Origin of the sequence: Citrobacter sp. 50677481 (genome assembly GCF_001463265.1) — a bacterium.
In the GTDB taxonomy this organism is placed as follows: Bacteria; Pseudomonadota; Gammaproteobacteria; order Enterobacterales; family Enterobacteriaceae; genus Citrobacter_A; species Citrobacter_A sedlakii.
The window spans coordinates 119,930-144,583 of record NZ_LNHZ01000018.1 but is presented as its reverse complement, the minus strand read 5'-3'; the positions used below and the strand labels follow the sequence as shown (position 1 = coordinate 144,583).

Below are 24,654 nucleotides of genomic sequence, written 5' to 3'. Positions count from 1 at the left end.
TTGGTGCGAGGGGGGGGACTTGAACCCCCACGTCCGTAAGGACACTAACACCTGAAGCTAGCGCGTCTACCAATTCCGCCACCTTCGCATACCATCGATTCTTGAAAAGAATCGCTACCACGGAGGCGCATTCTAGTGGTTTTCAGCTTTTCGTCAATAGTTAATTGCGCACGCAAGTTCAATTGCTGGAAAAATGGGCGCTAACCGTAGCGTTGAACGCAAGCCGGATAAACAACGCGTTATCCGGCATCTGTAAACCATACCGGACGGTGCGCAGACACCTTAATCCAGCCAGGGATGACCAGACTATTTCTTCGCCTGGCGGGTCATAACGGTACGGTAGACCTTAAAGCGACCGGTCTGAGCGATGACCTCATGGAAGCCAAAGGTGTCGTCCAGCACCTGTGGGTAGGGCAGGAAGGCGTTAGCGACGATACGCAACTCGCCGCCGCTGTTCAGGTGGCGCACTGCGCCGCGAATCAGCGCCTGCGCCGCATCCAGGCTGGTCTGCATACCGTCGTGGAACGGTGGGTTGGAGATGATCATGTCAAACCGACCCTTCACTTCAGAAAAGACGTTGCTGGCAAACACCTCACCCTCAATGCCGTTGGCGGCAAGCGTTGCGCGGCTGGCTTCAACCGCGGGTGCGCTAACGTCACACAGGGTTAAGCGCACCTTCGGCGAGTGGCTGGCCAGCGCGACGGAAAGCACGCCAGCGCCACAGCCGACATCCAGCACTTTACCCTTGGTATGCGGCGTCAGGGTGGAAAGCAGCAACTGGCTGCCCACATCCAGACCATCGCGGCTAAACACCCCCGGCAGGGTTTTGATGGTCAGGCCGTCAACGGCGTATTCGCCCCAGTATTTTTCTGCGTCAAAGACCGGCTGTTTTTCCAGACGGCCATGATACAGACCGCAGCGACGGGCGCTGTCGACTTTGTTCAGCGGCGCAAATTCCGCCAGCATCTGTTCAGCGCTGCGCACGCCGCTGCGGTTTTCGCCAACGACAAAAATATCGGTGCCCACCGGTAACAGCGACAGCAGATTCATCAGCTGGAACTGGGCTTCCGGTTTGTTTTTCGGCCAGTAGTAGATCAGCGTATCGCTGTCGGCCACATCTTCAGCCTGGGCTACCAGGCTAAAACGGGCGCAGTCGCCCATCTGGCCGCTTAGCACCTGCCAGTGGTGAAACTGTTGGGTATGCACACGGCTGGCGGCGCTGGCAAAACGCGCGGGCAGGTCATCCTGCAAATCTCCGGCAAACAGAATACGGCTTTGTTCGAAATCATCACTGTGGCGCAGCAAGACTTCACTTGCCGGGGTAAAAGCAGACATGGAAGGCTCCTTAAGTTAATCAGCCGGGGATTATAGAGCGTAATTGGCGCAGTTTCGATGAATTTGCTATATTTGCGCCCTTGACAGACAGGAGCGTTTTACATGACATCGCGGCGAGACTGGCAATTGCAACAGTTGGGTATCACCCAGTGGTCACTGCGTCGCCCTGGCGCTTTACAGGGCGAGATTGCGATTACGCTTCCCCGGCACGTCAGCCTGGTGATGGTTGGCGACGATCTCCCCGCGCTGACGGAACCGCTGATGCGCGATATTCTTCGCGCGCTGCGCCTGACGCCGGATCAGGTATTACCGTTGACGCCCGACCGCGTGGTCATGCTGCCGCAGGGGAGCCGCTGCCACTGCTGGCGTCTCGGCAACGATGCGCCCGTCACGCTGGAAGGGGCGGTGATTTCAACGCCTTCATTTAATGAACTACAGACCAGCGCGCCCGCGCGCGCCGCGTTATGGCGACAAATCTGCACACATGAACACGATTTCTTCCCTCAGCCAGCGTGACTTACCCGCGGCGTTTCAGATTGAAAAGCGCGCCCACGCGTTTCCCTGGAGTGAACAGACATTTACCAGTAATCAGGGGGAACGTTATCTCAACTATCAGTTGACGATAGACGGACGCATGGCCGCATTTGCCATCACGCAGGTGGTAGTCGATGAAGCGACGCTGTTCAATATCGCGGTCGATCCCGACTTTCAGCGTCAGGGCGTAGGGAAAGCGCTGCTGGAACACCTCATTGATGAGCTGGAAAAACGCGGCGTCCTGACGCTGTGGCTGGAGGTTCGCGCCTCCAACGTTGCCGCCATCGCACTGTATGAAAGCTTAGGCTTCAACGAGGCAACGATTCGCCGCAACTACTACCCGACCGCCGACGGTCGCGAGGACGCCATCATAATGGCACTGCCAATCAGTATGTAAGAGAAGGTGTAATGATGAAGTGGGACTGGATTTTCTTTGATGCCGACGAGACGCTGTTTACGTTTGACTCGTTTACCGGCTTACAGCGGATGTTTCTCGACTATAGCATTACCTTTACCGCTGAGGATTTTCAGGACTATCAGGCCGTCAATAAACCACTGTGGGTGGATTACCAAAACGGCGCGATCACCTCATTACAGCTTCAGCATGCCCGGTTTCAAAGCTGGGCGGAACGGCTCAACGTGGCGCCGGGGCAGCTTAATGACGCCTTTATAAATGCGATGGCGGAGATCTGCGCACCGCTACCAGGCGCTGTGTCGCTGCTTAATGCCCTGCGCGGCAATGCCCGGCTTGGCATCATCACCAACGGTTTTACCGCCCTGCAACAGATCCGTTTAGAGCGGACCGGTCTGCGCGATTATTTTGATTTGCTGGTCATCTCGGAAGAAGTTGGCGTGGCGAAGCCGGACCCGAAGATTTTCGATTACGCGCTGGCGCAGGCCGGTAATCCGGACCGTTCCCGGGTACTGATGGTGGGCGATACCCCGGCATCTGATATCCTCGGCGGCATCAATGCCGGGCTGGCGACATGCTGGTTGAATGCGCATCATCGCGAGCAGCCAGAAGGCATACAACCGACCTGGACCGTGACGTCATTAGCCGAACTGGAGCAACTCCTGTGTAAACACTGATTGCCTCCCCCCCGTTGATGGGTAAAATAGCCGCAATTTTTCGTATTCAACATGCGCGGCGCGACGCTGCGCTTACCAAGAAGAATGAATTATGACGTTGTCTCCTTATTTGCAGGAGGTGGCCAAGCGCCGCACTTTTGCCATTATTTCTCACCCGGACGCCGGTAAAACCACCATCACCGAGAAGGTGCTGCTGTTCGGACAGGCTATCCAGACGGCGGGTACCGTTAAAGGCCGTGGTTCCAGCCAGCACGCGAAATCCGACTGGATGGAAATGGAAAAGCAGCGTGGTATCTCTATTACCACCTCAGTAATGCAGTTTCCGTATCACGACTGCCTGGTAAACCTGCTGGACACCCCGGGGCACGAAGACTTCTCGGAAGATACTTACCGCACGTTGACGGCGGTGGACTGCTGTCTGATGGTTATCGACGCCGCGAAAGGCGTCGAGGATCGCACGCGTAAGCTGATGGAGGTCACCCGTCTGCGCGATACACCGATCCTGACCTTTATGAACAAGCTCGACCGCGACATCCGCGACCCGATGGAACTGCTGGACGAAGTTGAGAACGAGCTGAAAATTGGCTGTGCGCCGATCACCTGGCCGATCGGTTGCGGCAAGCTGTTCAAGGGGGTGTATCACCTCTATAAAGACGAAACGTATCTGTACCAGACAGGGAAAGGCCATACCATTCAGGAAGTGCGCATTGTTAAAGGGCTGAACAACCCGGATCTCGACGCCGCTGTGGGGGACGATCTGGCGCAGCAGCTGCGCGATGAACTGGAACTGGTGCAGGGCGCGTCTAACGAATTCGACAAAGAACTGTTCCTCGCCGGGGAAATCACGCCGGTCTTCTTTGGTACCGCGCTGGGTAACTTTGGCGTTGACCACATGCTGGACGGTCTGGTGGAGTGGGCGCCAGCGCCGATGCCGCGTCAAACCGACACCCGCACCGTGGAAGCCAAAGAAGAGAAGTTCACTGGCTTTGTCTTTAAGATTCAGGCCAACATGGATCCGAAACACCGCGACCGCGTGGCGTTTATGCGCGTCGTTTCCGGAAAATATGAGAAAGGCATGAAAATGCGTCAGGTGCGCATCGGTAAAGACGTGGTGATTTCTGATGCGCTGACCTTCATGGCTGGCGATCGTTCACACGTTGAAGAAGCGTATCCGGGGGATATTCTTGGCCTGCATAACCACGGCACCATTCAGATCGGCGACACCTTTACTCAGGGTGAGATGATGAAGTTCACCGGTATCCCGAACTTCGCGCCGGAACTGTTCCGCCGCATCCGCCTCAAAGATCCGCTCAAGCAGAAACAGCTGTTGAAAGGGCTGGTCCAGCTGTCGGAAGAGGGCGCGGTGCAAGTGTTCCGCCCTATCGCCAACAACGATCTGATCGTCGGCGCGGTCGGTGTGCTGCAGTTTGACGTGGTGGTTGCGCGTCTGAAGAGCGAATACAACGTTGAAGCGATTTATGAATCCGTCAACGTGGCGACCGCTCGCTGGGTGGAATGCGCTGACGCGAAGAAGTTCGAAGAGTTTAAACGTAAAAATGAAGTTCAACTGGCGCTGGATGGCGGTGACAACCTCACCTACATTGCGCCAACGATGGTTAACCTCAACCTGACGCAGGAACGTTATCCTGATGTTCAGTTCCGTAAGACTCGCGAGCACTAATCTCCCTCTCAGAGCGCGGCAATGCTGCGCTCTGCCACTTTCCCTGCCTTTTTAGTCCCTTGCGGAATGTTCTTAAATCCCTCTCTTTTGCTTATGTTTGCCGATTTTTTGCGCAATTCCCCGCGCGATTTCAAAATTGTGATCTATATTTAACAAAGTGATGACATAAATATTGGCTTTAAATACCGTTCAATGCGTGAAGTGGAGTGCTTAAAGCTGATGTTGATTGTAGCCACGATATTAATAACTGAAACGGAAGGGCCTTCGACAGCACTGCTTCACACGTTGTGAATGTGACCGCTGCCATTGACTTCTGACTGGGTGATGTTTTGTCACCCCATTCAGCAATGCAACCCCGTGTTGCCGGAGCTCAAATTACGAGCAAACATACAGGAATAGATCGATGACTATGACAAGACTGAAGATTTCTAAAACTCTGCTGGCCGTAATGCTGACGTCTGCTGTGGCGACGGGTTCTGCATATGCAGAAAACTCTACCATGGACAAAGCGCAAGCCGGGGCCGAAAGCGCAGGGCAAAAAGTCGATAGCTCTATGAATAAAGTCGGTAATTTCATGGATGACAGCGCCATTACCGCAAAAGTAAAAGCGGCACTGGTGGATCATGAAAATATTAAGAGCACCGATATTTCTGTCAAAACCGATCAGAAAGTGGTGACCCTGAGCGGCTTCGTCGAAAGTCAGGCACAGGCTGAAGAAGCCGTGAAAGTGGCGAAAGGCGTGGAAGGCGTGACCTCGGTGAGCGACAAACTGCACGTTCGCGACGGTAAAGAGAGTTCAGTGAAAGGCTATGCCGGTGATACGGCAACCACCAGTGAAATCAAAGCCAAACTGCTGGCGGATGACATTGTTCCTTCCCGAAAAGTGAAAGTGGAAACCACCGATGGTGTTGTCCAGCTGTCCGGAACCGTAGAGTCGCAGGCGCAAATCGATCGCGCTGAGAGCATCGCAAAAGCCGTTGATGGCGTGAAAAGCGTCAAGAACGATCTGAAAGCTCAGTAATTCTTCGTATTCGACCTCCTGACATTTGTCGGGAGGCGTAATGTGCACCACACTAAAAATATCGCGAATGAGTAGCCTGAGCGCTCATAACAAGCGGTCGACATTAACTATGGTAAAGGAGAGGCTTATGTTTCGTTGGGGCATTATATTTCTGGTTATCGCGTTAATTGCCGCCGCTCTGGGATTTGGTGGACTGGCAGGTACAGCTGCAGGCGCAGCGAAAATTGTTTTCGTCGTCGGTATCATCCTGTTCCTGGTCAGCCTGTTTATGGGCCGTAAACGACCCTAGTGCGTGAAAGCGTAACGCTAACTTGCAACGAAGCCAGTCCAGTGGACTGGCTTTTTCTGTTTTCGCCGCGGTCAATTTGCGTTACTTTGGCTCCCTTAAGCATAACAATAACAGGAAGGCAGAGGTGGGGCAGCGTATACCCGTCACGCTCGGCAATATTGCGCCGTTGTCATTAAGACCGTTCAAGCCGGGCCGCCTGGCGCTGGTGTGTGAAGGCGGAGGACAGCGCGGCATCTTTACCGCAGGCGTGCTGGATGAATTTATGCGCGCGCAGTTTAATCCGTTCGATCTCTACTACGGCACCTCCGCAGGCGCGCAAAATCTCTCAGCCTACCTCTGTAATCAGCCTGGCTATGGGCGCAAAGTCATCATGCGTTACACCACGCGCAAAGAATTTTTTGATCCGTTGCGCTTTGTGCGTGGAGGCAATCTTATCGATCTTGACTGGCTGGTGGAGGCGACCGCCAGCCAGATGCCGCTGCAAATGGATACCGCCGCCCGGCTGTTCGACAGCGGCAAACATTTTTATATGTGCGCCTGCCGTGGCGACGACTATACGCCCGGTTACTTCACGCCGACGAAGCAGAACTGGCTGGATATCATTCGCGCGTCGAGCGCAATCCCCGGTTTTTATCGCACCGGGGTGTCGCTGGAAGGAGTCAGCTACCTGGACGGTGGGATTAGCGATGCGATCCCGGTTCGCGAAGCAGTGAAACAAGGGGCGCAAACGGTGGTGGTGATCCGCACCGTGCCGTCGCAAATGTATTACACGCCGCAATGGTTCAAGCGCATGGAGCGCTGGCTGGGCGAGAGCAGCCTGCAGCCGCTGGTGAATCTGGTGCAGCATCATGAGGCAAGTTACACCGACATCCAGCGTTTCATTGAAAAGCCGCCGGGCAGGATCCGTCTTTTTGAAATTTATCCGCCGAAGCCATTAAAAAGCATGGCGTTGGGCAGCCGCATTCCGGCGTTGCGCGAAGATTATAAAGTCGGGCGGCTATGTGGCCGTTATTTTCTCGCCACGGTCGGTAAAATGCTGGCCGAAGAGCCGCCTTTGCTGCGGCATCTTCCGAAAATTGTCACGCCTGGCCCGGTGGTGGTGCCTCCCGCACCGGTCGCCAACGATACCCATGTGGCGGCGGTGTCAGCAGCGCCGCAGGCCAATGACACACTGTTTACTGATGAGGATCTGGCGTGAGTTTGCGTTTTATCGATACCCATTGTCACTTTGATTTTCCGCCGTTTACCGGCGATGAGCGCGCCAGCCTGCAGCGGGCTTGCGCAGCGGGTATTGAGAAGATCATTGTGCCAGCGACAGAGGCGGCCAATTTTGCCCGCGTACTGGCGCTGGCAGAACGCTTCGTACCGCTATACGCCGCGCTGGGGCTACACCCGATAGTGATCGAACAGCATGCGGATGACGGTCTGGAACGCTTACAGCAGGTTCTGGACGATCGTCCGGCAAAAGTGGTGGCGGTGGGAGAGATCGGCTTGGATCTGTTTCGCGACGACCCGCGGTTCGACAGGCAGGAACAGATCCTGGAGGCGCAGCTAAAGCTGGCAAAACGCTACGATCTGCCAGTGATCCTCCATTCCCGTCGCACCCATGACAAGCTGGCGATGCATCTGAAACGTCAGAACCTGCCGCGCACCGGCGTAGTCCACGGCTTTGCCGGCAGTTTTCAGCAAGCCGAGCGTTTTGTGCAACTGGGTTACCGGATTGGCGTCGGCGGCACGATCACCTATCCGCGCGCCAGCAAAACCCGCGACGTGATAGCGCAACTGCCGCTTACGGCGCTACTGCTGGAAACCGATGCCCCGGACATGCCGCTTAATGGTTTTCAGGGCCAGCCAAACCGCCCGGAACAGGCGGCTAAGGTGTTTGATGCGCTTTGCGAACTGCGCCCGGAACCTGCGGACGTGATCGCTGACGCGTTGTACCGCAATACCACGGCGTTGTTTGATGTGTAATATCGTTGTCGCTGCTCAGTGTTCAAATGTGCTGAAGAGGTAGAGAAGCACTTCCCGTAGGGTGAACGCAACCTGTTGCTGATGTGACAACGTTGAGAATATCCTGGAGCCAGATGCCGCACGCTATATTCTCCATGCGCCCCCGGCATATTCACAGATATAACGCAGGAAAGCGCAATTTTTCTACGCCGCGCTCGCGCAGGGCATCGGCCAGTTGCTCTACGTCCTCTGGCGTTGCGCTTGCCCATGTCCTGGCTTCGCCATGCGTCCCGTGCACGTGAAAGGCGTTTAGCCTCACCGGCACATCGCCAAGCTGTCGGATGAACGCGGCGAGCGCATCGACATGCTGCATATAATCCACCCGTCCCGGAATCACCAGCAGCCGCAGTTCCGCCAGCTTTCCACGCTCTGCCAGCCACACGATACTATGCTTAATCTGCGCGTTATCGCGACCGGTAAGCCGCCTGTGGCATTCGCTGCTCCAGGCTTTAAGGTCGAGCATCACGCCTTCACACACTGGCAGCAGTTTCAGCCAGCCGGTTTCGCTAAGCTGCCCGTTGCTGTCCACCAGGCAACTCAGCGATGCCAGTTGCGGATCGCCTTTCATCGCGGTGAACAGTTCAAGGATAAACGGCAGTTGGGTCGTGGCTTCGCCGCCGCTAACGGTAATGCCTTCAATAAACGGCGCGGCCTTGCGGATGTGGGTCAGCATCTGGTCAACGCTCATGCTCTGCGCCATCGGCGTCGCCTGTTGCGGACACATCTTCAGACAGGTGTCGCACTGCTGGCAATGCTCGGCGTGCCAGATGACTTTTCCGTCGCTGACGCTCAGCGCCTGGTGTGGACACTGCGCCACGCACTCGCCGCAGTGGTTACAGCGTCCCATCGTCCATGGATTGTGGCAGTTTTTACAGCGCAGATTACAGCCCTGTAAAAACAGGGCCAGACGACTTCCGGGCCCGTCAACGCAGGAGAAGGGGATCAGCTTACTGACTGAAGCGCATCTGCTGTTCATGACCGATCACCCGGGGTTGTCGTTCCAGAATACGCGTATTGCGCGCGGCCTCTTCACCCAGCCAGGTGGTATTGGTACGGGAACCTTCAGCGCGATACTTTTTCAGATCCGACAGGCGCACCATGTAGCCAGTCACCCGGACCAGATCGTTGCCGCTGACGTTGGCGGTAAATTCGCGCATCCCGGCCTTAAACGCGCCGAGGCACAACTGCACCAGCGCCTGTGGATTGCGTTTGATGGTTTCGTCCAGGGTCAGTATGTCGCTGATCCCGGAATGATAATGGACGTGATGCGGCGCGACGGCTTGCAGATGGCTGATCGGGTCCGGCTCGTCGCCATAGGGCAGACGCGCGCCCGGCGTGGTGCCAACGTCAGAGCTAATCCCTGACTGTGCATGCAGCATTGCGCGCTGCTTCCAGCCATATTTTACCGGCGTATTCTCGACAAATTCCGCCAGTTGAGCGCTGATGCGATAGCCCAGTTCGTTAGCCGCTTCCGCTTTTCCGTAGCGCGCACGCATGCCCGCTTTTTCGCACAGCAGGTTTACCGCTTCCGCCAGACCGTACATACCGAACATGGGCACAAAACGTTGTGGATCGATCAGTCCTTCCTGCACGAGGAAGCTATTCTCAAAGAAATGTGATTTTTCATAGAGGAATTCACATCGGGCATCAATGATGGCGATTTGCTGGCGGCAATAGTAAGGAAGCGCATTTGTGAAGAAGTCATCAACAGAGCTGCTGCGCTCCGCCACGGCCTTCAGGTTAAGACGCAGCAGCGTGCTGCCGCCGCCTCCAAGCGGCAGCGAGTTGTAACAGCTCACCACGCCGTACTGCCCTTTTGTGAAAATTTTATCATTCACCGGGCCATTGGAAATATGCGGCTTACTGCATTCACAAATGTTTTCTGCCACCGCCAACAGCAGATTGTCCGGGGTGACGTCTGGATCGTAGATAAAGGTCAGATTTGGCGCAACCTGCTTTAGCTCTGCGTCAGCACGTAAAATCGCCCGGGTAATGGGAGTATCGGCAGGACCGATATTGGCATGCATAAACGCGTCTGGCAGGGTTCGGTCGAGATAACGCCAGAAACGTTTTATTCGAATATCGATCGCGTCTTGTGTTAGAATTTTAACATATGGTTGCAACAGCGCATCAAGCTGACCGAGGTAAACCGGCATGGAGGTTACCGACGGCACATGATGATAAAGGATGGTCAGTAACGACAGCGCATCGTCCAGATCCTGCGCGCCTTCCAGTTCCAGCCAGGCGGAGCCATTGCGCAGAAAACGGGCGTAATCGGGGAGCACATAGCGGGGCTTGAACGGCGCGTGGCCTTCAAACATATCGCAAATGACCCCGTCGTCCAGCGCCTGGCGCGCCCCGGCGGGCAGCGCGGGATAAGGCAAATTGTTTTCGGCCTCCAGCGCCAGAAAGTGCCGTTTTTGCTCCGGGCTCAGCACTGGGCTGGTGACGATTTGCTGACAGCGCTGTTGCAGCGCGGTTTCGTTGCTCGTGGTCATCGTGATTCCTTTTTATGCCGAAGGGCGTGCGGGCATTGTAGAAAGAAGCTCTGACGCGGCTTTTGATCCTGATGCGCCTGTGCGAAGAAGATCGCGGCAGAAGAGGTCATTTATTTGAATTTGATCTCATTACAGTAATGCAAATTTGTACGTAGTTTTCATTAACTGTGATGTATATCGAAGTGTAATCGCGGGTGGATGTTAGAATACTAACAAACTCGCAAGGTGAGAATTGATACGGCGATGCCGTTGGAGAATGTTATGAGCGATTTAACTGCAAGCAGCCTGCGTGCCCTGAAACTGATGGATCTGACAACCCTGAATGACGACGACACCAATGAAAAAGTGATCGCGTTGTGTCATCAGGCGAAAACCCCGGTCGGCAATACCGCCGCCATCTGCATCTATCCGCGTTTCATTCCCATTGCGCGTAAGACCCTGAAAGAGCAGGGCACCCCGGAGATCCGCATCGCGACCGTCACCAACTTCCCGCACGGCAACGACGACATTGAGATCGCCGTGGCGGAAACCCGCGCCGCGATCGCGTATGGCGCAGACGAAGTTGACGTGGTGTTCCCGTACCGCGCGCTGATCGCCGGTAATGAGCAGGTCGGCTTTGATTTGGTGAAAGCCTGTAAAGACGCGTGCGCGGCGGCAAACGTGCTGCTGAAAGTGATCATCGAAACTGGCGAACTGAAAGAAGAGGCGCTGATCCGTAAAGCGTCTGAAATCGCTATCAAAGCCGGGGCTGATTTCATTAAAACCTCTACCGGTAAAGTGCCGGTCAACGCAACCCCGGAAAGCGCGCGCATCATGATGGAAGTCATCCGTGATATGGGCGTCGAAAAAACCGTGGGCTTTAAACCTGCGGGCGGCGTACGTACGGCGGAAGACGCGCAGAAATTTCTGGCGATTGCCGACGAGCTGTTTGGCGCTGAGTGGGCGGATTCCCGTCACTACCGCTTCGGCGCGTCGAGCCTGCTGGCCAGCCTGCTGAAAGCGCTGGGTCACGGCGACGGTAAGAGCGCAAGCAGCTACTAAGATTTGAATTGCCGGGCGACGCGTAGCGAGCCCGGCCTGGTTTGAGGAGGTTACCGTGTTTCTCGCACAAGAAATTATTCGTAAAAAACGTGATGGTCTTGCCCTGAGCGACGAAGAGATCCGCTTCTTTATCAACGGCATTCGTGACAACACCGTCTCTGAAGGACAGATTGCTGCCCTGGCGATGACCATTTTCTTCCACGATATGTCGATGCCTGAGCGCGTGTCGCTGACCATGGCGATGCGAGATTCAGGAACCGTTCTGGACTGGAAAAGCCTCAACCTTAACGGCCCGATTGTGGATAAACACTCCACCGGCGGCGTGGGTGACGTGACGTCGCTGATGCTTGGCCCTATGGTGGCAGCCTGCGGCGGCTACATCCCGATGATCTCCGGGCGCGGCCTGGGCCATACCGGCGGTACGCTCGACAAGCTGGAAGCCATTCCGGGCTTCGATATCTTCCCGGATGACAACCGCTTCCGCGAAATTATTAAAGACGTTGGCGTGGCGATTATCGGCCAGACCAGCTCTCTGGCGCCGGCAGACAAGCGTTTCTACGCGACCCGCGATATCACCGCAACCGTAGATTCGATCCCGCTGATCACCGCCTCGATTCTTGCCAAAAAATTGGCGGAAGGTCTGGACGCGCTGGTGATGGATGTGAAGGTGGGCAGCGGCGCGTTTATGCCAACCTATGAACTCTCTGAGGCGCTGGCCGAAGCGATCGTTGGCGTCTCCAACGGCGCGGGCGTGCGCACCACCGCACTGCTGACGGACATGAACCAGGTGCTGGCTTCCAGCGCCGGTAACGCTGTCGAAGTGCGTGAAGCCGTGCAGTTCCTGACGGGCGAGTATCGCAACCCGCGCCTGTTCGACGTGACTATGGCGCTGTGCGTGGAGATGCTGATCTCCGGCAAGCTTGCCAAAGACGATACGGAAGCCCGCGCGAAGCTTCAGGCGGTGCTGGACAACGGCAAAGCGGCGGAAATTTTTGGCCGCATGGTGGCGGCGCAGAAAGGCCCGACCGACTTCGTGGAAAACTACGCGAAATACCTGCCAACCGCGATGCTCAGCAAAGCGGTGTATGCCGATAGCGAAGGCTTCGTCAGCGCGATGGATACCCGCGCGCTCGGCATGGCGGTGGTCTCGATGGGCGGCGGTCGTCGTCAGGCATCCGACACCATTGATTACAGCGTCGGCTTCACCGACATGGTCCGTCTGGGCGACAGCGTTGATGGCCAACGTCCGCTGGCGGTGATTCATGCCAAAGATGAAACCAGCTGGCAGGATGCGGCGAAAGCGGTCAAAGCGGCAATTATCCTTGACGACAACGCGCCTGAAATTACACCAACGGTCTATCGTCGTATTACCGAATAGCGGTACACTGATCTGATCGCTTTTTTACAGCGCAGATGTATGGAGAACAATATGAAACGTGCATTTATTATGGTGCTGGACTCCTTTGGTATTGGTGCAACGGAAGATGCCGATCGCTTTGGCGATGTGGGCGCCGATACTCTGGGACACATCGCAGAAGCCTGTGCTAAAGGCGAAGCGGATAACGGTCGCAAAGGCCCGCTGAATTTACCGAACCTGACCCGCCTGGGTCTGGTGAAAGCCCATGAAGGCTCAACCGGAAAAATCGCGGCCGGAATGGACGCGAATGCGGAAGTCATTGGCGCTTACGCCTGGGCACACGAACTTTCCTCCGGTAAAGATACGCCGTCTGGTCACTGGGAAATCGCCGGGGTACCGGTGTTGTTCGACTGGGGCTACTTCTCGGATCACGAGAACAGCTTCCCGCAGGAACTGCTTGATAAGCTGGTGAAGCGCGCCAATCTGCCGGGCTACCTCGGTAACTGCCACTCTTCCGGTACGGTGATCCTGGACCAGCTCGGGGAAGAGCACATGAAAACCGGCAAGCCGATTTTCTACACCTCTGCTGACTCCGTGTTCCAGATCGCCTGCCACGAAGAGACGTTTGGTCTGGATAAACTCTACGAGCTGTGCGAAATCGCCCGTGAAGAGCTGACCGAAGGCGGCTACAACATTGGCCGCGTGATCGCGCGTCCTTTTATCGGCGACAAAGCGGGTAATTTCCAGCGTACCGGTAACCGTCACGACCTGGCCGTTGAGCCTCCTGCGCCCACCGTGCTGCAAAAGTTGGTCGACGAGAAAGGCGGTCAGGTAGTGTCTGTGGGTAAAATCGCGGACATCTACGCTAACTGCGGCATCACCAAAAAAGTGAAAGCGACCGGTCTGGACGCGCTGTTCGACGCGACCGTCAAAGAGATGAAAGACGCGGGTGACAACACGATTGTCTTCACCAACTTTGTGGACTTCGACTCCTCCTGGGGCCACCGTCGCGACGTCGCAGGCTACGCTGCGGGTCTGGAACTGTTTGACCGCCGCCTGCCGGAGCTGATGGAACTGGTAGGGGAAGATGACATTCTGATCCTGACCGCGGATCACGGCTGTGACCCAACCTGGACCGGTACTGACCACACCCGTGAGCACATCCCGGTGCTGGTGTACGGCCCGAAAGTGAAACCCGGTTCACTGGGACACCGTGAAACTTTTGCGGATATCGGCCAGACCATTGCGAAATATTTTGGCACGTCTGACATGGAATATGGCAAGGCGATGTTCTGAGGTCATTGCCGGGCGGCGACTGCGCCTTACCCGGCCTACAACACCGTAGGCACGGATCGCGCCGCGTCACCGGGCAAAAAATCAAATTAAAAGGAACTGAAAGATGGCAACTCCTCACATTAATGCAGAAATGGGTGATTTCGCTGACGTCGTATTGATGCCTGGCGACCCGCTGCGCGCGAAGCACATTGCAGAAACTTTCCTCGAGGACGTGCGTGAAGTGAACAACGTTCGCGGCATGCTGGGCTTCACCGGGACCTATAAGGGCCGCAAAATCTCCGTGATGGGCCACGGTATGGGGATCCCGTCCTGCTCCATCTACACCAAAGAGCTGATCACCGATTTCGGCGTGAAGAAAATCATCCGCGTCGGTTCCTGTGGCGCCGTGCGTCACGATGTCAAACTGCGTGATGTGGTCATCGGTATGGGGGCTTGCACCGATTCCAAAGTGAACCGTATCCGTTTCAAAGATCATGACTTCGCGGCGATTGCCGACTTTGATATGGTGCGTAACGCGGTTGATGCGGCAAAAGCGCTGGGCGTTGACGCGCGCGTAGGCAACCTGTTCTCTGCGGATCTGTTCTACTCCCCGGACGGCGAAATGTTCGACGTGATGGAAAAATACGGCATCCTGGGCGTGGAAATGGAAGCGGCGGGCATTTACGGCGTCGCGGCGGAATTTGGCGCGAAAGCGCTGACCATCTGCACCGTGTCTGACCATATCCGTACTCACGAGCAGACCACCGCCGCTGAGCGCCAGACCACCTTCAACGACATGATTAAAATCGCGCTGGAATCTGTTCTGCTGGGCGATAAAGCGTAATGCTCTTTCCTGCCCTTCTCCTGTAAGGGAGAGGGGCAGGGTGAGGCATCAGAACGCGCTTAACGCACTGCCTGCGCTATCCATGCCGACACGTCCCGTAATTCCTTTTCCTGCTCCGGGAAGTCTCCCCTCAACGCATCGCACTCCTGCTGCAATGTATCCGCCCGATACAAACACCCCTGCAAACGTGCTGCCAGCGCCTCTAATGGCGCGGGATTAAGACTGTCCGTGAACACCTGTGTGCGGGTGATATGACCTTTCTCTACGTCAAAATGCAGTTCCACGCCACCCCAGGTAAAGCGCTCATCCAGCAGATGGGAGAACGCTGGCGCCTGGCCGAAGTTCCACTCCCAACTGCTCTGGCGGGCAAAGGTTTCAGCAAAGTTGGGCAGATCCGGGGTTTTATCCGGCGAGATCACTTCCGCGTCAACGCGTTCGTTATAGTAAGTGAAGAAGGCTTCGCTGACTGCATGACAGACATGCTCATGCGTGATCCCAGGCAGCAGTTCGGTGAGGTTCGCCACGCGGGAGCGAACCGAGGTAATCCCTTTAGCCGCCAGCTTCTTTTTGTCCGGGTTCAGGTAATTTGCCAGACGGCTGAGATCGGCGTTAAGCAGTAGCGTGCCGTGGTGAAAGCCGCGATCTTTGGTTTCGCGATAGGCCGAACCAGAGACTTTACGATCGCCGTTCGGTGTTTTGACCACCAGATCGTTACGCCCGGAGGCCTCCGCCGTCACGCCGAGCGCATGGAGGGCGTTAAGAACAATTGAAGTCGAAATCGTTTTATCGTATTCCGGCTTGCCCGCCATAAAGGTAAAACAGGTATTGCCGAGGTCGTGGAACACCGCGCCGCCGCCGCTACTGCGACGCGCCAGGCGCACGTTGTCCTCTTCCATCCGTCGTGTGTTGCACTCTTTCCACGGATTTTGCGCACGGCCAATCACCACCGTATCCGCGTTGCGCCACAGGAAAAGCACGCGTTGGGTGGCGGGCATCTGGCGGAAAATGCACTCTTCTACCGCCAGGTTAAACCACGGATCATAAGAGTCAGAAATAAGCAGGCGAAGTGTAGACATAGCGTTTTCCTTTACAGAATTTATTCTTTTTTCTCGCTCTCTTCCTCTTCCGGTACCGACTTACTGGCGGTGAGCAAGAAAGGGGATTGCTGCCAGCGCGTTCGTTTACCCTGCAGCAATGTTCGGGTCAGCACCACGCCAATCGCCAGCGAGAGCAGCAGCATCAGGCGTAAAATATTGGTGGTGTTATCCACCTGTTTCGCTTCGGTCGCCAGGGTGTGGGTATCCAGCGTCAGGCGCAGATAGCCCAGCGGACCATTTTTTCCCTGAATGGGTTCGACGATTTGCTGGTTAAAATAGCCCCCGGCTTTTTTGCCGTCCAGCGCCAGGCGGTCGCGCACGTTTACGCTTTCACCCGCGCGGGCAATCATGTCGCCCTGTTCATCATAAACCCCGGCGTCAAGGATGCGGCTTTCATGGGTCAATTGCTGCAATATGCTTTTGATACGCTTTTCGTCAGGCGTTTCGGTACGCATAGAAGGCGCGATGTTCAGCGTGACCTGATGCGCCAGCGTGCGGGCCAGTTCTTCAAGCTGCGGATTGCGTTGCTTCTGGTGGTTTTGACTAAACCAGGACGCCCCCTGCATGAGCGCGACAAGCAGTGCGAGACAGAACAATACAATCACTGCACGATGAAGCCGAAATTTCAGTTTTGCGCGAGCCATATTCCACCTGCTGAAAATTTGAGGCTTAATGTTGCCAGAAGCGATGGTTACAAGGTAGCCTCATGCGTTATTTTCCCCAGGAACCTTCCCGGCCCGAACGATTTTACAGGAGCTTTAATGCCTAACATTACCTGGTGCGATTTGCCTGAAGATGTCTCTTTATGGCCAGGTTTGCCCCTTTCTTTAAGTGGTGACGAGGTGATGCCACTGGATTACCACGCAGGACGTAGCGGCTGGCTGCTGTATGGTCGCGGGCTGGATAAACAACGACTGACCCAGTACCAGAGCAAGCTGGGCGCGGCAATGGTGATCGTCGCAGCCTGGTGCGTGGAAGACTACCAGGTGATCCGCCTGGCGGGGTCGCTGACACCGCGCGCCACGAAGCTGGCGCATGATGCGCAACTGGACGTCGCGCCACTGGGTAAAATACCGCATCTGCGGACGCCAGGTTTGCTGGTGATGGACATGGACTCCACCGCGATCCAGATCGAGTGCATTGATGAGATCGCAAAACTGGCCGGTACCGGCGAGCAGGTAGCGGAAGTGACCGAGCGCGCGATGCGCGGCGAACTGGACTTTACCGCCAGCCTGCGCAGCCGCGTGGCGACGCTGAAAGGCGCTGACGCTAACATCCTGCATCAGGTGCGCGACACGCTGCCGCTCATGCCCGGTCTGACGCAACTGGTGCTGAAGCTGGAAACGCTGGGCTGGAAGGTGGCGATCGCCTCCGGCGGCTTCACCTTTTTTGCCGAGTATCTGCGTGAAAAGCTGCGCTTAACCGCCGTGGTGGCGAACGAACTGGAGATCGTAGACGGCAAATTCACCGGACACGTGACGGGGGATATCGTTGACGCGCAATATAAGGCCAATACCCTGACCCGGTTGGCGCAGGAGTATGAGATCCCCATGGCGCAAACGGTGGCGATTGGCGACGGCGCGAACGATCTGCCGATGATCAAAACGGCGGGGCTGGGCATAGCCTACCACGCCAAGCCGAAAGTGAATGAGAAAACGGAAATCACCATCCGTCACGCCGATCTGATGGGCGTGTTTTGCATTCTTTCTGGCAGCATGAATCAGAAATAACGAGGTAACCCGTGGCAAAAGCTCCAAAACGCGCCTTTGTATGTAATGAATGCGGGGCGGATTATTCACGCTGGCAGGGGCAATGCAGCGCCTGCCACGCCTGGAACACCATCACTGAGGTGCGTCTCGCCGCATCGCCAACGGTGGCGCGTAACGAGCGGCTCAGCGGTTACGCCGGCAGCGCGGGCGTGGCGAAAGTTCAAAAACTTTCCGATATCAGCCTGGAAGCGCTACCGCGCTTTTCGACCGGCTTTAAAGAGTTCGATCGCGTACTGGGCGGCGGCGTCGTTCCCGGTAGCGCCATCCTCATAGGCGGTAATCCCGGCGCGGGGAAATCAACGCTGCTGCTGCAAACGCTGTGTAAACTCGCCGAGCAGATGAAAACCCTGTACGTCACGGGTGAAGAGTCGTTACAGCAAGTGGCGATGCGCGCGCACCGTCTCGGCCTGCCGACCAACAATCTCAACATGCTGTCGGAAACCAGCATTGAGCAGATATGCCTGATTGCGGAAGAAGAACAGCCGAAGCTGATGGTGATCGACTCCATTCAGGTGATGCACATGGCGGATATTCAGTCCTCGCCCGGCAGCGTGGCGCAGGTGCGTGAAACCGCCGCCTACCTGACGCGCTTTGCCAAAACGCGCGGGGTGGCGATTGTGATGGTCGGGCATGTCACCAAAGACGGTTCGCTGGCGGGGCCGAAAGTGCTGGAGCACTGCATCGACTGTTCAGTACTGCTCGACGGCGACGCGGACTCCCGCTTCCGTACCCTGCGCAGCCATAAAAACCGTTTTGGCGCGGTCAATGAACTTGGCGTTTTCGCGATGACTGAACAGGGGCTCCGCGAAGTCAGCAACCCATCCGCCATCTTTTTAAGCCGCGGCGACGAAATTACCTCCGGCAGTTCGGTGATGGTGGTCTGGGAAGGCACGCGCCCGCTGCTGGTAGAGATTCAGGCGCTGGTGGATCACTCGATGATGGCGAACCCTCGCCGCGTGGCGGTCGGTCTGGAACAAAACCGGCTGGCGATTTTGCTGGCGGTACTGCATCGCCACGGTGGTTTGCAAATGGCGGATCAGGACGTGTTTGTTAACGTAGTGGGCGGGGTGAAGGTCACCGAAACCAGCGCCGACCTCGCGCTGCTGCTGGCGATGGTCTCCAGTCTGCGTGACAGACCGCTGCCACAGGACCTGGTGGTCTTCGGCGAAGTGGGGCTGGCAGGCGAGATCCGTCCGGTCCCGAGCGGACAGGAACGTATTTCCGAGGCCGCAAAGCACGGCTTCCGTCGGGCGATTGTGCCTGCGGCGAATGTGCCGAAAAAACCGCCGGAAGGGATGCAGGTGTTCGGCGTTAAAAAACTTTCTGACGCGCTAAGCGTGTTTGACGATTTATAATTAAGACCCGTCGTTTTTCCAGCAGGAGGCTCTTGTGTCATCGTTCGACTATCTCAAAACCGCCATCAAGCAGAAGGGCTGTACCCTGCAACAAGTGGCGGATGCCAGCGGCATGACCAAGGGGTATCTCAGCCAGCTTCTTAACGCAAAAATCAAAAGCCCCAGCGCGCAGAAGCTGGAGGCGCTGCACCGCTTTCTCGGTCTGGAATTTCCGCGCCAGCAGAAAAACATCGGCGTGGTGTTTGGCAAGTTCTATCCGCTGCATACCGGGCACATTTATCTGATTCAGCGTGCCTGTAGCCAGGTGGACGAGCTGCATATCATCATGGGTTACGACGATACCCGCGACCGCGAACTGTTTGAAGACAGCGCCATGTCCCAGCAGCCAACGGTGCCGGATCGGCTGCGCTGGCTACTCCAGACCTTTAAATACCAGAAGAACATTCGTATTCATGCGTTCAACGAAGAGGGCATGGAGCCGTATCCCCACGGCTGGGATGTGTGGAGTCGCGGCATCAAAACGTTTATGGCTGATAAGGGCATCCAGCCCAACTGGATCTATACCTCTGAGGAAGCCGACGCGCCGCAGTATCTGGAACATTTGGGCATTGAAACGGTGCTTATCGATCCGAAACGCACTTTTATGAGCATTAGCGGCGCGCAAATCCGTGAAAACCCGTTCCGCTACTGGGAATACATCCCGACGGAAGTAAAGCCGTTTTTCGTCCGCACCGTGGCGGTACTGGGCGGCGAGTCGAGCGGCAAATCGACGCTGGTCAACAAGCTGGCGAATATCTTCAACACCACCAGCGCGTGGGAATACGGGCGTGACTACGTCTTTTCCCATCTTGGCGGCGACGAAATGGCGCTTCAGTATTCCGACTACGACAAGATTGCGCTAGGACATGCGCAATACATTGATTTTGCAGTCAAATACGCAAACAAAGTGGCGTTTATCGACACCGATTTCGTCACGACCCAGGCGTTCTGCAAAAAGTACGAAGGGCGGGAGCATCCGTTTGTGCAGGCGCTGATAGACGAGTATCGCTTTGACCTTGTGATCCTGCTGGAAAATAACACGCCGTGGGTGGCCGACGGTTTGCGCAGCCTCGGCAGTTCTGTGGATCGCAAAGAGTTCCAGACCCTGCTGGTGGAGATGTTGCGCGAAAACAACATCGACTTTGTCCACGTTGAGGAGGCCGATTACGACGGACGCTTCCTGCGCTGCGTTGAACTGGTTAAACAGATGATGGGCGAGCAGGGGTAATGTTCGCGGCGGGGTGAACACGATGTTTAAGCATTTGCAGGATATGGCGCTGTTCGCCCTGGTCGCTGAAAACGGCAGCTTTACCGCGGCGGCGCAGAAGGCGGGGCTACCGAAGTCCAGTGTCAGCCAGCGCATCAGCCAGCTTGAACAGCAGGTCGGCATCCGTTTGCTTAACCGCACCACCCGTAAGCTGAACCTGACTTATGCTGGCGAACACTATCTTGTGCACTGCCGGGAGATCCTCGCTGCCAGCGAACGCGCGGAGTACGCGGTGCAACGTCTGCGCGACAACCCCAGCGGACGGTTGCGCATCACCTCGCCGGCGGGCATCGGCGCGACGCTGCTGGCGCGTCTGAACGCCCGCTTTCAACAGCATTATCCCGACGTGAACCTTGAAGTCTCGATTTCTGACGAAATGCTGGATCTGGTCGACAGCGGGTTCGATGTCGCGTTGCGCACCGGCAGGCCGCAGGATTCGACGCTGATTGGCCGGATGATAGGCCATTGCCCGCGTTACCTGCTGGCGTCGGCGGACTACCTTTCGCGGTTTGCGCAACTGACTCATCCGCGGCAACTGCCGGAACATCAGTGCATTACCCACAAGGCGTGGACGGAGTGGGTATTCCATCGCGGGGACGAAGATTATCAACACGTACCCGATCGCCTGCATCTGACGGATAACCTGGTCTATGCGCGTGAAAGCGCGATTGCCGGGGCGGGGATCACTTTGCTACCGGCATTTATGCTGGAAGATCGCGTCGAAAAAGGCGAGCTAATCCAGGTGCTGCCGGAATGGACGGTGGCGGGAAACGATCTCTGGCTGGTTTACCCCAGCCGTAAGCTGAATTCCCCCGCGCTGATGAGCTATATTGAGTTTGCCATGCAATTTGACGAACTCAGGCATTTTTACACGGGGTCTTAAAGTGCGTCAGTCCTGGCGCAGCACCTTGTGACCGTAGGCCAGCAGGGCGTCGGTTACGTTGCGCATCATCCGGCTTTCCGGCGCAAAGCGGTGCCAGTAAAGCATCCGACGCTGGAACAGTCCCGGCGTGAGGTCGATCAGTTCGCCGCTTTCCAGCTCTTTCTCGATCTGCAAATGCGGGATCATGCAGCAGGTGGTGCCTTGACGCGCCAGCTGGACGAAGGCTTCCGAGGAGTTAACGATATGGCACGGCACACTGCCAGGCGGTAAGTCAAAGTTCTGCTGCAGGAAGGCCTGATGCATATCGTCGAGATGGTCAAACGCCACCGCAGGCGCTTTCAGCAGCGCTGAACGGGTAACGCCGTTTGGGAAATAGCGCTCGGCAAAGGGTTTCGAGCCGACAAACAGATAGTCCAGCGCCCCGAGCTTATCGACCAGACAGCTTGGTAGCGCCTGATGCTGAATACTCACCGCGCCCACCACTTCACCGCGACGCAAACGCTCCTGGGTTCGGGTTTCATCTTCCACCTGCAAATTGAGGCGGATAGGGGAGTCGGCCAGCACCGGCGCCAGCGCGGGCAACAGCCAGGTCGCCAGACTGTCGGCGTTAACCGCCAGCGACAGCAGCAGCGGCGTAGAGCCGATCTGCTCATCGCCGAGCCACTCCTCTTCCAGCAGTTCTACCTGACGCAGCAGCGCCAGCAGTTTCTGCCCCTGCTCGGTCGGACGCGGCGGAACGGTGCGCACCAGTAGCGGCTGTCCGAACATGTTTTCAAGCTGCTTAATGCGTTGTGATACCGCGGATTGGGTGATGCACAGCTTCTGCGCCGCGCGTTCAAACCCGCGTTCACGTATCACCGCATCCAGTGCCTGTAATGTTCTGTAGTCCGGACGTTTCATTGCTCTGACCCACTCCTGAAAATTATTGCTTGTTCTGCACTATGACATAATTTCGCCCCCGGTAAAGACGAAATCCGCAGCGTGAGAGCGGGGCGGGAAGATTTTTCCGCGCAATCGTCTATAATGCGCGTGAATTTTTCCATATCACAGGCGATACGATCATGACGCAGGATGAACTGAAAAAAGCGGTAGGATGGGCGGCACTTCAGTATGTACAGCCAGGTACCATTGTGGGGGTGGGAACCGGTTCAACCGCCGCACACTTTATTGATGCGCTGGGCACCATGAAAGGACAAATTGAAGGCGCGGTTTCCAGCTCGGACGCCTCCACCGAAAAACTCAAAAGCCTCGGCATTCCTGTGTTCGATCTCAACGAAGTGGACAGCCTCGGCGTTTACGTCGACGGTGCGGATGAAATTAACCCGCATATGCAGATGATTAAAGGCGGCGGCGCGGCGCTGACCCGTGAAAAAATCATCGCTTCGGTGGCGAAGACGTTCGTTTGCATCGCCGACGCCTCGAAAGAAGTGGATATTCTTGGCAACTTCCCGCTGCCGGTCGAAGTGATCCCGATGGCGCGCAGCGCGGTCGCGCGTCAACTGGTAAAACTGGGCGGTCGTCCTGAATACCGTCAGGGCGTGGTGACCGACAACGGTAACGTGATCCTTGATGTCCACGGCATGGAGATCCTCGACCCTGTGGCGATGGAAAACGCGATCAACGCTATTCCAGGCGTGGTGACCGTCGGTCTGTTCGCCAATCGTGGCGCGGATGTGGCGTTGATCGGTACTGCCGACGGCGTAAAAACCATTACCAAATGATCTGACAGGGGGCGTCCGTCTCCGGTTAAAAAATTTCCGCAGGGCAAATTTGGTGACTTCTGTCACGTTTTATCGTTTGCCCTGCTGAACTCACCAAAGAAAAAGTTATCTCCAGCATTTTCCTCTGGTATTTCCCGCTGCATGATATTTCTTCAGCAAGTCGACGCAAACGTTCATATTGCCGCAATAATTTTTTTTGATATGTTGAAAGGCGGATGGAAATCCGCACACACAACATCAGATAAAACACAGGGGCGGGGAAATGGCAAAGGTATCGCTGGAGAAAGACAAGATTAAGTTTCTGCTGGTTGAAGGCGTGCACCAGAAGGCGCTGGATAGCCTTCGTGCGGCAGGGTATACCAACATCGAATTTCACAAAGGGGCGCTGGATGCTGAACAGCTGAAAGAGTCCATCCGTGATGCCCACTTCATTGGCCTGCGATCCCGTACCCATCTGACTGAAGACGTGATCAACGCAGCGGAAAAACTGGTCGCCATCGGCTGTTTCTGCATCGGCACCAATCAGGTTGATCTGTCCGCGGCGGCGAAGCGCGGTATTCCGGTATTCAACGCACCGTTCTCAAATACCCGTTCGGTTGCGGAACTGGTGATTGGTGAACTCTTGCTGCTTCTGCGCGGCGTGCCGGAAGCCAACGCCAAAGCGCACCGCGGCGTGTGGAACAAACTGGCGGCCGGTTCGTTCGAAGCGCGTGGCAAAAAGCTGGGGATCATTGGTTACGGCCATATCGGTACGCAACTGGGGATCCTGGCGGAATCGCTGGGTATGCATGTCTTCTTTTACGATATTGAAAACAAACTGCCGCTGGGTAACGCGACCCAGGTGCAGCATCTTTCTGACCTGCTGAATATGAGCGACGTGGTCAGCCTGCACGTACCAGAAAACGCCTCCACGAAAAATATGATGGGCGCGAAAGAGATCGCCCTGATGAAGCCCGGATCGCTGCTGATCAACGCCGCGCGCGGTACGGTCGTCGACATTCCGGCGCTGTGCGATGCGCTGGCAACCAAACATCTGGCCGGGGCGGCAATCGATGTCTTCCCGACCGAGCCTGCGACCAACAGCGATCCGTTTACCTCGCCGCTGTGTGAATTCGATAACGTGATCCTGACGCCGCACATCGGCGGTTCCACGCAGGAAGCGCAGGAAAATATCGGTCTTGAAGTGGCGGGTAAGCTGGTGAAATACTCCGATAACGGCTCCACGCTTTCTGCGGTGAACTTCCCGGAAGTCTCGCTGCCGCTGCACGGTGGGCGTCGCCTGATGCATATCCACGAAAACCGTCCGGGCGTACTGACTGCGCTTAACCAGATCTTTGCTGAGCAGGGCGTGAACATCGCTGCGCAGTATCTGCAAACCTCAGCGCAAATGGGCTATGTGGTGATTGATATTGAAGCGGATGAAGACGTGGCGGAAAAAGCGTTGCAGGCGATGAAAGCCATTCCAGGCACCATTCGCGCACGTCTGCTGTACTGATTATCCAGAATGCCCGGTGGCGTTAACGCTGACCGGGCCTGATACAGAGTCAAA

General features: G+C 56.3%; 24 protein-coding genes and 1 tRNA gene. 18 read left to right on the top strand and 7 right to left on the bottom strand.

All coding sequences use genetic code 11. The annotated features are described in order from the left end of the window. Position 1 precedes the first annotated feature (1 nt). Together APU02_RS05555 and rsmC are read right to left on the bottom strand one after the other, a co-directional pair. Positions 2–88 (bottom strand) — tRNA-Leu (locus APU02_RS05555). 218 nt (positions 89–306) lie between these two features. Further along, positions 307–1,335: a 16S rRNA (guanine(1207)-N(2))-methyltransferase RsmC gene (gene rsmC, locus APU02_RS05550; RefSeq protein ID WP_060569491.1), complete on the bottom strand. Its 1,029-nt coding sequence runs from the start codon at positions 1,333–1,335 to the stop codon at positions 307–309. 102 nt (positions 1,336–1,437) lie between these two features. Here rsmC and APU02_RS05545 point away from each other — a divergent pair, with 102 nt between their 5' ends. The 8 genes from APU02_RS05545 to APU02_RS05510 all read left to right on the top strand — a co-directional run bounded on the left by APU02_RS05545 (position 1,438) and on the right by APU02_RS05510 (position 7,920). Continuing rightward, the gene (locus APU02_RS05545) at positions 1,438–1,851 is read left to right on the top strand and encodes a DNA polymerase III subunit psi (RefSeq protein WP_060569490.1); all 414 of its coding nucleotides are present in this window, start codon (positions 1,438–1,440) and stop codon (positions 1,849–1,851) included. After that, complete coding sequence (gene rimI / locus APU02_RS05540; RefSeq protein ID WP_042292239.1) at positions 1,820–2,266, top strand: ribosomal protein S18-alanine N-acetyltransferase; 447 nt, start codon at positions 1,820–1,822, stop codon at positions 2,264–2,266. The genes APU02_RS05545 and rimI overlap by 32 nt, the downstream gene beginning before the upstream one ends. Positions 2,267–2,280: 14 nt before the next feature. Then, on the top strand, positions 2,281–2,958 hold the full coding sequence (yjjG, locus tag APU02_RS05535; protein WP_042292375.1) for a pyrimidine 5'-nucleotidase: 678 nt from the start codon (positions 2,281–2,283) through the stop codon (positions 2,956–2,958). A 91-nt stretch (positions 2,959–3,049) separates the two neighbouring features. Continuing rightward, a complete protein-coding gene (gene prfC / locus APU02_RS05530; RefSeq protein ID WP_042292237.1) occupies positions 3,050–4,639 on the top strand; it encodes a peptide chain release factor 3 in 1,590 nt (529 codons plus the stop codon). Between the two features lie 403 nt (positions 4,640–5,042). Continuing rightward, positions 5,043–5,660 (top strand): molecular chaperone OsmY, encoded by a 618-nt coding sequence (osmY, locus tag APU02_RS05525; RefSeq protein ID WP_060569489.1) that lies wholly within the window; start codon positions 5,043–5,045, stop codon positions 5,658–5,660. A gap of 127 nt (positions 5,661–5,787) precedes the next feature. Next, on the top strand, positions 5,788–5,949 hold the full coding sequence (locus APU02_RS05520) for a DUF1328 family protein (protein ID WP_000490275.1): 162 nt from the start codon (positions 5,788–5,790) through the stop codon (positions 5,947–5,949). 124 nt (positions 5,950–6,073) lie between these two features. Further along, entirely contained in the window at positions 6,074–7,147 is a 1,074-nt protein-coding gene (locus APU02_RS05515; protein WP_060569488.1) for a patatin family protein, read from the top strand. After that, entirely contained in the window at positions 7,144–7,920 is a 777-nt protein-coding gene (locus APU02_RS05510) for a metal-dependent hydrolase (RefSeq protein ID WP_042292231.1), read from the top strand. The genes APU02_RS05515 and APU02_RS05510 overlap by 4 nt, the downstream gene beginning before the upstream one ends. Before the next feature lie 151 nt (positions 7,921–8,071). Here APU02_RS05510 and APU02_RS05505 read toward each other — a convergent pair whose 3' ends face one another. Beyond that, positions 8,072–8,935: a YjjW family glycine radical enzyme activase gene (locus APU02_RS05505; protein WP_060569487.1), complete on the bottom strand. Its 864-nt coding sequence runs from the start codon at positions 8,933–8,935 to the stop codon at positions 8,072–8,074. Next, a complete protein-coding gene (locus APU02_RS05500; protein ID WP_060569486.1) occupies positions 8,907–10,457 on the bottom strand; it encodes a YjjI family glycine radical enzyme in 1,551 nt (516 codons plus the stop codon). The genes APU02_RS05505 and APU02_RS05500 overlap by 29 nt, the downstream gene beginning before the upstream one ends. Positions 10,458–10,718: 261 nt before the next feature. On the opposite strand from APU02_RS05500, the gene deoC reads away from it, so the two are divergent. The 4 genes from deoC (at position 10,719) to deoD (ending at position 14,974) form a co-directional block, all read left to right on the top strand. After that, complete coding sequence (gene deoC / locus APU02_RS05495) at positions 10,719–11,498, top strand: deoxyribose-phosphate aldolase (RefSeq protein ID WP_042292223.1); 780 nt, start codon at positions 10,719–10,721, stop codon at positions 11,496–11,498. Positions 11,499–11,553: 55 nt separating this feature from the next. Continuing rightward, the gene (gene deoA / locus APU02_RS05490) at positions 11,554–12,876 is read left to right on the top strand and encodes a thymidine phosphorylase (RefSeq protein ID WP_060569485.1); all 1,323 of its coding nucleotides are present in this window, start codon (positions 11,554–11,556) and stop codon (positions 12,874–12,876) included. Between the two features lie 51 nt (positions 12,877–12,927). Continuing rightward, the gene (deoB, locus tag APU02_RS05485) at positions 12,928–14,151 is read left to right on the top strand and encodes a phosphopentomutase (RefSeq protein ID WP_042292218.1); all 1,224 of its coding nucleotides are present in this window, start codon (positions 12,928–12,930) and stop codon (positions 14,149–14,151) included. Between the two features lie 103 nt (positions 14,152–14,254). Continuing rightward, the gene (deoD, locus tag APU02_RS05480) at positions 14,255–14,974 is read left to right on the top strand and encodes a purine-nucleoside phosphorylase (RefSeq protein ID WP_042292216.1); all 720 of its coding nucleotides are present in this window, start codon (positions 14,255–14,257) and stop codon (positions 14,972–14,974) included. 59 nt (positions 14,975–15,033) lie between these two features. Here the strand turns inward: deoD and lplA are convergent, their stop codons facing one another. Beyond that, positions 15,034–16,050, bottom strand: coding sequence for a lipoate--protein ligase LplA (gene lplA, locus APU02_RS05475; RefSeq protein ID WP_060569484.1), 1,017 nt, complete (start codon positions 16,048–16,050; stop codon positions 15,034–15,036). Between the two features lie 20 nt (positions 16,051–16,070). Beyond that, positions 16,071–16,715: a YtjB family periplasmic protein gene (locus APU02_RS05470; protein ID WP_060569483.1), complete on the bottom strand. Its 645-nt coding sequence runs from the start codon at positions 16,713–16,715 to the stop codon at positions 16,071–16,073. 117 nt (positions 16,716–16,832) lie between these two features. On the opposite strand from APU02_RS05470, the gene serB reads away from it, so the two are divergent. Genes serB through APU02_RS05450 form a run of 4 tightly spaced genes read left to right on the top strand, consistent with a single transcriptional unit; the run spans position 16,833 to position 21,384 of the window. Next, positions 16,833–17,801, top strand: a complete 969-nt coding sequence (gene serB, locus APU02_RS05465; protein ID WP_042292209.1) for a phosphoserine phosphatase — start codon at positions 16,833–16,835, stop codon at positions 17,799–17,801. Positions 17,802–17,812: 11 nt separating this feature from the next. Continuing rightward, positions 17,813–19,195 (top strand): DNA repair protein RadA, encoded by a 1,383-nt coding sequence (gene radA, locus APU02_RS05460; protein WP_060569482.1) that lies wholly within the window; start codon positions 17,813–17,815, stop codon positions 19,193–19,195. 34 nt (positions 19,196–19,229) lie between these two features. Further along, positions 19,230–20,462 (top strand): multifunctional transcriptional regulator/nicotinamide-nucleotide adenylyltransferase/ribosylnicotinamide kinase NadR, encoded by a 1,233-nt coding sequence (gene nadR, locus APU02_RS05455; protein ID WP_060569481.1) that lies wholly within the window; start codon positions 19,230–19,232, stop codon positions 20,460–20,462. A gap of 22 nt (positions 20,463–20,484) precedes the next feature. Continuing rightward, positions 20,485–21,384 (top strand): LysR family transcriptional regulator, encoded by a 900-nt coding sequence (locus APU02_RS05450; RefSeq protein WP_060569480.1) that lies wholly within the window; start codon positions 20,485–20,487, stop codon positions 21,382–21,384. Between the two features lie 6 nt (positions 21,385–21,390). Here the strand turns inward: APU02_RS05450 and argP are convergent, their stop codons facing one another. Further along, positions 21,391–22,284 carry a DNA-binding transcriptional regulator ArgP gene (gene argP / locus APU02_RS05445; RefSeq protein WP_060569479.1) on the bottom strand — a complete coding sequence of 298 codons (894 nt, stop codon included), beginning with the start codon at positions 22,282–22,284 and terminating at the stop codon, positions 21,391–21,393. A 161-nt stretch (positions 22,285–22,445) separates the two neighbouring features. Here argP and rpiA point away from each other — a divergent pair, with 161 nt between their 5' ends. Then, positions 22,446–23,105, top strand: a complete 660-nt coding sequence (gene rpiA, locus APU02_RS05440) for a ribose-5-phosphate isomerase RpiA (RefSeq protein ID WP_042292197.1) — start codon at positions 22,446–22,448, stop codon at positions 23,103–23,105. Positions 23,106–23,367: 262 nt separating this feature from the next. Beyond that, a complete protein-coding gene (serA, locus tag APU02_RS05435) occupies positions 23,368–24,600 on the top strand; it encodes a phosphoglycerate dehydrogenase (RefSeq protein ID WP_042292195.1) in 1,233 nt (410 codons plus the stop codon). The last annotated feature ends 54 nt before the right edge of the window (positions 24,601–24,654 follow it).

What these genes read in the sequence shown, in the direction of transcription:
- rsmC (WP_060569491.1), bottom strand. Translation starts at nt 1,335, where the DNA reads ATGTCTGCTTTTACCCCGGCAAGTGAAGTCTTGCTGCGCCACAGTGAT.
- APU02_RS05545 (WP_060569490.1), top strand. Translation starts at nt 1,438, where the DNA reads ATGACATCGCGGCGAGACTGGCAATTGCAACAGTTGGGTATCACCCAG.
- rimI (WP_042292239.1), top strand. Translation starts at nt 1,820, where the DNA reads ATGAACACGATTTCTTCCCTCAGCCAGCGTGACTTACCCGCGGCGTTT.
- yjjG (WP_042292375.1), top strand. Translation starts at nt 2,281, where the DNA reads ATGAAGTGGGACTGGATTTTCTTTGATGCCGACGAGACGCTGTTTACG.
- prfC (WP_042292237.1), top strand. Translation starts at nt 3,050, where the DNA reads ATGACGTTGTCTCCTTATTTGCAGGAGGTGGCCAAGCGCCGCACTTTT.
- osmY (WP_060569489.1), top strand. Translation starts at nt 5,043, where the DNA reads ATGACTATGACAAGACTGAAGATTTCTAAAACTCTGCTGGCCGTAATG.
- APU02_RS05520 (WP_000490275.1), top strand. Translation starts at nt 5,788, where the DNA reads ATGTTTCGTTGGGGCATTATATTTCTGGTTATCGCGTTAATTGCCGCC.
- APU02_RS05505 (WP_060569487.1), bottom strand. Translation starts at nt 8,935, where the DNA reads ATGAACAGCAGATGCGCTTCAGTCAGTAAGCTGATCCCCTTCTCCTGC.
- APU02_RS05500 (WP_060569486.1), bottom strand. Translation starts at nt 10,457, where the DNA reads ATGACCACGAGCAACGAAACCGCGCTGCAACAGCGCTGTCAGCAAATC.
- deoC (WP_042292223.1), top strand. Translation starts at nt 10,719, where the DNA reads ATGAGCGATTTAACTGCAAGCAGCCTGCGTGCCCTGAAACTGATGGAT.
- deoB (WP_042292218.1), top strand. Translation starts at nt 12,928, where the DNA reads ATGAAACGTGCATTTATTATGGTGCTGGACTCCTTTGGTATTGGTGCA.
- deoD (WP_042292216.1), top strand. Translation starts at nt 14,255, where the DNA reads ATGGCAACTCCTCACATTAATGCAGAAATGGGTGATTTCGCTGACGTC.
- lplA (WP_060569484.1), bottom strand. Translation starts at nt 16,050, where the DNA reads ATGTCTACACTTCGCCTGCTTATTTCTGACTCTTATGATCCGTGGTTT.
- APU02_RS05470 (WP_060569483.1), bottom strand. Translation starts at nt 16,715, where the DNA reads ATGGCTCGCGCAAAACTGAAATTTCGGCTTCATCGTGCAGTGATTGTA.
- serB (WP_042292209.1), top strand. Translation starts at nt 16,833, where the DNA reads ATGCCTAACATTACCTGGTGCGATTTGCCTGAAGATGTCTCTTTATGG.
- APU02_RS05450 (WP_060569480.1), top strand. Translation starts at nt 20,485, where the DNA reads ATGTTTAAGCATTTGCAGGATATGGCGCTGTTCGCCCTGGTCGCTGAA.
- argP (WP_060569479.1), bottom strand. Translation starts at nt 22,284, where the DNA reads ATGAAACGTCCGGACTACAGAACATTACAGGCACTGGATGCGGTGATA.
- rpiA (WP_042292197.1), top strand. Translation starts at nt 22,446, where the DNA reads ATGACGCAGGATGAACTGAAAAAAGCGGTAGGATGGGCGGCACTTCAG.
- serA (WP_042292195.1), top strand. Translation starts at nt 23,368, where the DNA reads ATGGCAAAGGTATCGCTGGAGAAAGACAAGATTAAGTTTCTGCTGGTT.